Origin of the sequence: Emticicia sp. (assembly GCF_049241225.1) — a bacterium.
Taxonomy (GTDB): domain Bacteria; phylum Bacteroidota; class Bacteroidia; order Cytophagales; family Spirosomataceae; genus Emticicia.
The window spans coordinates 1-8,235 of sequence record NZ_JBMLRC010000057.1 but is presented as its reverse complement, the minus strand read 5'-3'; the positions used below and the strand labels follow the sequence as shown (position 1 = coordinate 8,235).

2 protein-coding genes and 1 pseudogene are annotated in these 8,235 nt (G+C 40.2%); all 3 read left to right on the top strand.

Going from position 1 to position 8,235, the window contains the following annotated elements; translation table 11 throughout:
* Positions 1 to 207 precede the first annotated feature (207 nt).
* Positions 208 to 543, top strand: coding sequence for a LytR/AlgR family response regulator transcription factor (locus ACOVO2_RS03805; protein WP_421768693.1), 336 nt, complete (start codon positions 208 to 210; stop codon positions 541 to 543).
* Positions 544 to 661: 118 nt separating this feature from the next.
* Entirely contained in the window at positions 662 to 5,905 is a 5,244-nt protein-coding gene (locus ACOVO2_RS03800) for a beta strand repeat-containing protein (protein ID WP_421768692.1), read from the top strand.
* Between the two features lie 120 nt (positions 5,906 to 6,025).
* A pseudogene (locus ACOVO2_RS03795) lies at positions 6,026 to 8,235 on the top strand (hypothetical protein); the annotation flags it as partial.

Sequence of the window (8,235 nt, the reverse complement as noted above, 5' to 3'; positions counted from 1 at the left end):
AAAAAAAGGCACATAAGACCGTTTTGTCAAATTTGAGGAACAAAAAGTTCAAAATGAGGAAGAGTTTTTGAAATACATTTTGAGAAGACATCTACCCTCTTTTTGTATGGTTCAAAATGAGGAATAGAAAGGAGTTTTTGTGATAACACCCGCCTGATGGTTTTACACAATTTTGTAGAAAGTTTTAAACAATAAAATTTTTCTACCATGAACACTCAATCCTTAGTACACGTTGGCGGACGAAAGAAATTTTGTCCATCAGAAATTATTCTCCTTGAAAGCGACATTAATTATACTCGCTTATACTTTACAGACGGCAGTATGCTTCTTACAGCTACCAACCTTGGTACATTAGAATCTCGCTTTTCTTCCTTCAATTTCTTTCGTCCTAACAGGTCTTGCATAATCAACCTTGATTTTATGACCAACTACGAAGAAGAAACTGGCTCGATAAAAATGGAAAACAATGATACCATTCAGATTTCGAGAAGGAGAGTCAAGCCTTTCATAAACTTTTCGAACAAATACTTCAATCGAATCTGAATAAAAGAACTTTCGTGGTAGAAAGAAAAGAATATGGGGAGAATGAAAACCCTTGATTTCTTCCCTTTTCTTCATTCTTCTACCCATTAAAAAACTTTCTACCAAAACCTTTCTACCTGTGAAAAAAATTATCCTTTTATCTATCATTTCGACAATATCGAATTTTGTTTTTGCTCAATTCCCAAATTTGGTTGCTTCGAGCAATGCTCCTGTTTGTAATGGGAATACCTTAATCCTCTCAGCAACTCATGATACCCCATCAGGTGGAACGACGGTTGCATATAGCTGGACTGGACCGAATAATTTTACCAGCACAGCCCAAAAACCACAAAGACCCAATGCCGCCACCGTTGATGGTACTTATACTGTTACGCTCACCTTATCAGGTACGCAAACGGGTACATTTACTGCCACTACAGCCGTTTTTACGGTTATTACTCCGATAGTTACAATGAAAAGTTATTTACAAGGCGATAATTTGAATGTAAGTAATAATTTTTGTGAAGGAAATAATATGACGCTTGAAGCAACAACCGATTATACTTCGGGAGTTAGCTATTCGTGGACAGGACCCAATGGTTTTTCGAGTACGCTTCAAGCCCCTACTATCTCGAATGTAACTGCTGCCAATGCTGGTAATTATCAAGCTACAATTACCTTTAATAATTCGTCCTGTGTATATGTTTCTAAAAGAAATTATGAGATTACGATTGGCTCACCCAGACTTAGTATTAGTCAAAATCAAGTTTGTAGCGGTGGAAATGTAACACTTACGCCAGTACTTTCGCCTGCTTCGGCAACAGTAAGTTCTTACTTATGGGAAGGAAATAATGGATTTACGAGTAATTCCAGTTCGTTGACTATCAATAATTTACAAGAAAGAAAAACATATAAATTGACTGCGGTTTTTGGTGGCGGATGCAGCGGTACTGCGATAGCTTATGCAACCCCACAACCTATGGTGCCTACACCGAGTGTTATTACTCGTGTTTTTAATTGTAATGTCAATGTAGCGGCTTCGATGCCCAGTACATTTGCCCCAGCCGAATTGACCAATTATAGCTGGACAGGTCCGGGTGGATTTACGAGTAATCAGCTTGCACCACAAGTTACTCAGGCAGGAGATTATACTTTTACAGGTACGATTTCGGGTGCTGGATGCAACGATGTCTTTACCCGTACGGTTACAGTGCCTCGTATTCCTTCTACCACTAACCCTATCATAAATGTGTCTATTGTTTCTACATCAGAGTTTACAGGAGGTACTACGCCTTCTGCACAATCTTCGTTTTGTGATGGAATTGATATGATTTTGATAGGTAATATTAGTGGCGATTCATATAATACTATTTCTTATAATTGGACTGGACCCAATGGTTTTAGCAGTACACTTGCAACGCCTAAGATTACGAATTTTAGTGCTGCCAAAGCTGGAATTTATAATTTGACCATTACAGGAACGGGCAATGCTTGTAATCCAACCGCTACCGCTACCGTCTCAAACTCTCTATTTGTCGGACACAACACCGCACCGTCAATTTCAAGTATTTCCTTTACGAATTTAAACTCACCCGGAACTGTTTTTTGTAGTGGAAGCACGGTTTCGATGACACCAAATCTTAATACTGCCAATTCTAATAACTCTCTCGGTACCTATTCATGGACAGGACCTAATGGATTTACAAGTACCCAAAGAGTACCGAGAATAAGCAATGTTTCAGCAGCCAACGAGGGAGTTTACAGCGTAACGGCAACGTTTTCAACGGGTTGTATTGGCACAGCCACTGCAACAGCTACTTTGAATCTTTCTACGCAATCTTCATTTAGTGTTACATCAAGACGAATTAAGTTTAATAATGCTACTGGAACAACAAATTGCTTGGGCTCAACGGTTGAACTAATTGCACAAACAGGTGGAAGTATTATCAATAATATTTCATGGACGGGACCAAATGGATTTTCATCAACTGCTCTCAGTCCGCAAATTGTTAATGCTACAGCAGCAAATTCGGGTTATTATTATGCCACGATTGATATGGGTGGAGAATGCCCTGCTACCATAACCAGAGCGGCAAACCTTACCTTTTCAAATACTGGTGTTCTTCCTTTTGGGCTCAACCGAGTAAATACCGACCCTACAAGCGATAATCGCTCGGTTTGTTTGGGCAATAATATTAAGCTCTTTGCAAGTCCATTGACATCAAGTTATTACCAAGCCACATATTCATGGTCGGGACCCAATGGTTTTACGAGTAATGACATTGCTCCGACCATCAGTAATATTGATGCTTCAAAATTGGGTACTTATACTTTAAATGTAAATTATACCGATGGCTGTACAGGTTCTGTTGCTGTAACAACAACAATAAACACCAACCCGCCAACTTTTTCAATCGGAACAGTAGGTGGCAGTGCGTTTTGTAATGGTTCTCCTGTTTCATTCGCTCCGACGCTTGCATTAACAAATATTGATACCTATTCATGGACAGGTCCAAATGGCTTTACGAGTAATCAATCGAGGGCAATCATACCGAGTGTTTCTGCGTCAAATATTGGGGTTTATACCTTAACTGTCAATATTGGGGGTAGTTGCCCAGCAACGGTTACAGCTACAACTAACCTTGCTTATGAAACTGCCCCAGCCACTACAACCATAAGATTTACAGAGCAAATCACGAATGCAATTGGAAATAATCAATGTGCAGGTTCTAATATTATACTCTCACTTCCTAACTTGGTAACTTCACAAATTACATCCTATTCATGGTCTGGGCCAGGTGGATTTTCGAGTAACTTGGCAAGTCCTGTTGTAACCAATTCACAAGCAGGTACATATTCGGCAACGGTTACATATTTAGCTTGTGGGGTAGTTAGTACAGTAACCGCCACCGCCTCATTGACCAATACCAAAACGGTAACGCTTGCAGCCAGAAATCAAGGCGGTGCATCTGCTTCAAGCTTTTGCTCAGGAAGTAATATCGAATTATTTATTGCTTCTACCAATCCTGTTTACGCACTGCCCAATTCGTATAGCTGGGCAGGACCTAATGGATTTAGTAGTACAGCAGCAACGCCATTGATAAGCAGTGCTACGAGTGCAAATGGGGGAGTTTATACGCTTACGGTTAATTTTGGAAATCCTTGTGCAGGTACGGTTACGGCTACGGTAAGTATTACTATTGCAAATTATCAGTTCAATTTATTTGCTCGAAGAGCAGGGCAAATAAATTCCTTTACATTTTGCAGTGGAACAAATGTTGAATTGTACCCTTCCACTATGCCAAGTAGCGGCACAATCAGTGCATACAGTTGGACAGGTCCCAACGGATTTAGCAGTACAGCTGCATTACCTCAAATTGCTAATATACAATCAGTAAATGCAGGAACTTATAGCTTAATGTTAACCGTTAGCGGTGGGTCTTGTGCAGGAACTTATACGGCAACTACAAATCTAACGGTCGGTAATACAACTCAAAATATTACATCAAGTACCGCTTCAACCCAATGTGCTGGTGGAAGTATTACACTATTTACAAATTTATCAAATCAAAGTTATGGTACAGGCACTACATATAGCTGGTCAGGACCGAATGGATTTTCAAGTACACTTCAAAATAATGCTCTACTTAACCTCCAAGCTGTCAATTCAGGAACTTATACAGTAACTACCAATTTCCCTTTTAGCTCAGGTTGTGCAACTGCGGGTACGCTTACAAATACATATAGATTAAGTATTGGCAATACGTCGGCAAATATTTTGTCTGGTCAAGAACAATCATTATCAGCCAATACCAATTTTCCTTTGAATATTGAAGTTTTAGGAGGCACACTACCTATTTCAATCACTTTGAGCAATGGAGCATCTTTTACAATTAATAATACAAATGGAAGCAATGGTAATATAATTACTGTAAATACATCTGTTGCAACTTCTCAAACGATTTCGATTTCGAGTATTACGAGTTCGTGCGGAGCTGGTACAGGTACAGGAAGTGCCGTTATTACAGTGCCAGAGACCTGTCCAACGACTGCTACGGCACTAAGCCGCATTCAAGGTTCTGGTACGCCCTCTACTTCATTTTGTTTAGGTACGAATGTAGAATTGTATGCAACATTTAATACCACACATTCGGGAGCGACTTATACTTATAACTGGACAGGACCAAATGGATATAACAGTACGAGTGCAACTCCGCTTTTGAGTAATGCTCAAGCAAGCAATGCAGGAACATACTCCGTAACGGTTACATTTGGTGGCTCATGTACGGGAACTGCAAGTGCAACTCGAGCCATAACAGTTGCAAACCCTACTTTAATTGCTTTAGCTCGAAGAAACGGACAAAGCAATGCTTATAACTTTTGTGCTGGAACAGCAGTAGAATTATATACTTCATTCTCACCAACCAGTCCTACCGTAAGTTCTTATTCATGGTCTGGTCCAAATGGATTTAGTAGTACAGCCGCATCACCACAAATTGCCAATTTTCAAGCCACTAATGCTGGTACTTATGTCCTCAGTGCAGTGGTAAGTGGTACTTGTGCAGGAACATATACTGCATCATTAATTCTTGGTATTTCAAATACGGTATCACCATCTATTGCATTTAATGGAAATTCTGTTCAATGCCCAGGTGGAAGTCTTACTCTTTTTCCTCTTCCTTCAACGGGGAATTTTAGTTCTGGAAGTACTTTTTCTTGGTCAGGACCCAATAATTTTAGTAGTACCCAACAATTCCCAATTCTCAATAACCTTCAGGCGGTTAATAGTGGAACATACACAGTTACGGTCGTATATCCTGCAACAACTGGCTGTGCTTCGTTTTCGGGAACAAGTACCATGACAACCAAATTGAGTGTCGGAAATACTGCCGCCAATATTTTACCTAATCAAAATCAAACTGTCGCTTCGGGGGTAAGTTTTCCATTGAATATTGAAGTTTTGGGTGGAACATTACCTATTTCTATGACTTTGAGTAATGGAAGTAGCTTCACAATCAGTTTTGTAAATGGTAGTACAGGCAATATTTATACGGCAAATACTTCGGTAACTACTGCCCAAACAATTTCAATTTCGAGCATTTCGAGTTCGTGTAGCGTTGGTACAGGCACAGGAAGTGCCGTAATTTCAATAGGAATACCATGCCCGCCGAGTTTGCTTAATTATTCAAATACCATTAATAATACGGTAGTACAATACAGAGAAGCATCAGGAGCAATCACAACCCAAGCCGTAACAGTCAATAGCGGTGGAAAACTAACCCTTGATTCGGGTAAATCTATTTTGCTACAACCTGGTTTTGAGGCAAAAACGGGTTCAGTTTTCAGAGCATTTATTGATGGCTGTGGGGGTACTACGAATTAAAAATAATATAAACAAAGACCTTTTGTGGTAGAAAGAAAAAATTTGGGGGGAATGAAAATCCTTGATTTCTCTCCACTTTTTTTGAAAACTACCTTTCATCATTAAAACTTATTTCTACCAATGAAAAAAATACTTTTCCTCATTATAGCTCTGTTAATAGGCTTTTTACAGCCTTTTCGTACCAATGGGCAATGTAAAATCATTACGGCTTCTACTGATAACATCAGACCCCAAATATCTGGCAATACGATTGTATGGGAGGGTATAGATAATGTTTCGGGCGTTCGACATATCTATAAATATGACGGCACCGCTGTCATGCAGGTCTCTACTTCGGCTTCTACCAATAACATTAACCCCCAAATAGACGGCAATACGATTGTATGGCAGGGAACATCGGGAGGCGTTTGGCATATTTTTAAATTTGACGGCACTTCCGTCATGCAAGTTTCTACGACTTCGATAGGAAACACATTACCCCAAATATCAGGCAATACGATTGTCTGGCAAGGTGTTTCGGGAGGCGTTGCTCATATTTTAAAATATGACGGTACTTCTGTCATGCAGGTCTCTACTACGGCTTCTACCAATAACATTAACCCCCAAATAGACGGCAATACGATTGTATGGTTGGGTACATTTGGAGGTCTGGGCGGTCATGTATTTAAATATGACGGTACTTCTGTCATGCGGGTTACAGCTTTGGGCTTTAACACCAATCTTCAAATAGACGGCAATACGCTTGTATGGATTCGTGATTCGAAAATCTATAAATTTGACGGTACTTCGATTACACAGGTTTCTACGGTTTCTACGAGTTCTAACTTCTTTCCCCAAATAGACGGCAATACGATTGTATGGTATGGTGTTGACATTGTTTCGGGCATTCAACAAATCTTTAAATCTGACGGCACTACCATCACGCAGGTTTCTAATTCAGTTACATCAAGCAACTCCAATCCTCAAATAGACGGTAATACGATTGTTTGGGAGGGTATAGTAGGAGGCGTTCGACATATTTTTAAATCTGACGGTACTACCGTCACGCAAGTCTCTAATTCGGGTACTGAAAACCGCGACCCAAAAGTATCGGGCAATACGGTTGTATGGTACGGTAATGACGGTACGACCAATCAAATATATTTTCAATCGCCAACCTCGCCAACGATTGCGGCGGGTTTGGCTACTTCGCCAAGTATATGTGGTGCAGCCGATGGCAGTATTGCTTTCACAAGTACCAATTTGCCAGATGGTACTTATTCTTTGAGTTTCACGGCAACTTTGGGGGCAACTACCAGCCCTCAAAACGTATTGATTACGGGCAATACTTTTACTTTAACAGGCTTAAAAGAAGGGACTTATAGTAATTTTTTAATTACAAATAATAGTTGCACGACTTCAGATGCGACCTCAAAAACATTAAATAACCCAACCACTACCCCCTCAGTATCCATCAGCCCAACGGCGGTATGTGTGGGTACAAGCCCCACGCTCAGTGCCTCAGCGACCAATGGCGGCAGTAGCCCTCAGTTTTATTGGACAAAAAACAATGAACCGCAAGGGATTTCTGATTTTAGCAATAAAACCCAAGCCGTCAATGGCTTAGGTTCTAATAGTGTTCAGGACGTTTATGTGGACAATGCAGGGATAATATATGCGGCTACGTATGGTGGTGGTTTAAGTATTTCAACCAATGGCGGTACAAGTTTTACCAATAAAACCACTGCCAATGGCTTAGGGGCTAATATAGTTTATGGCGTTTATGTGGACAATGATGGGACAATATATGCGGCTACTCAGGGTGGTTTAAGCATTTCAACCAATGGCGGTACAAGTTTTAGCAATAAAACCGATGCCAATGGCTTAGGGGATATTCTTGTTTTTGGTGTTTATGTGGATAAGAATGGGACAATATATGCGGCTACGGATGGTGGTTTAAGCATTTCAACCAATGGTGGTACAAGTTTTATCAATAAAACCACTACTAATGGCTTAGGGAATAATCAGGTTAACGGCGTTTATGTGGACAATGCTGGGACAATATATGCGGGTACTCAGGGTGGTTTAAGTATTTCGACCAATGGTGGTACAAGTTTTACCAATAAAACCACTGCCAATGGCTTAGGATTTAATACTGTTTATGACGTATATGTGGACTATGCCGGGGTAATATATGCGGCTACGTTTGGTGGTTTAAGTATTTCAACCGATGGAGGTGCGAGTTTTTCAAATAAACCATTGGGTAATATTGTTCGTGGCGTTTATGTGGACAATGCTGGGACAATATATGTAGCGACACAAGGTAGCGGTGTACATATTTCAACAGATGG

What these genes read in the sequence shown, in the direction of transcription:
- ACOVO2_RS03805 (WP_421768693.1), top strand. Translation starts at nt 208, where the DNA reads ATGAACACTCAATCCTTAGTACACGTTGGCGGACGAAAGAAATTTTGT.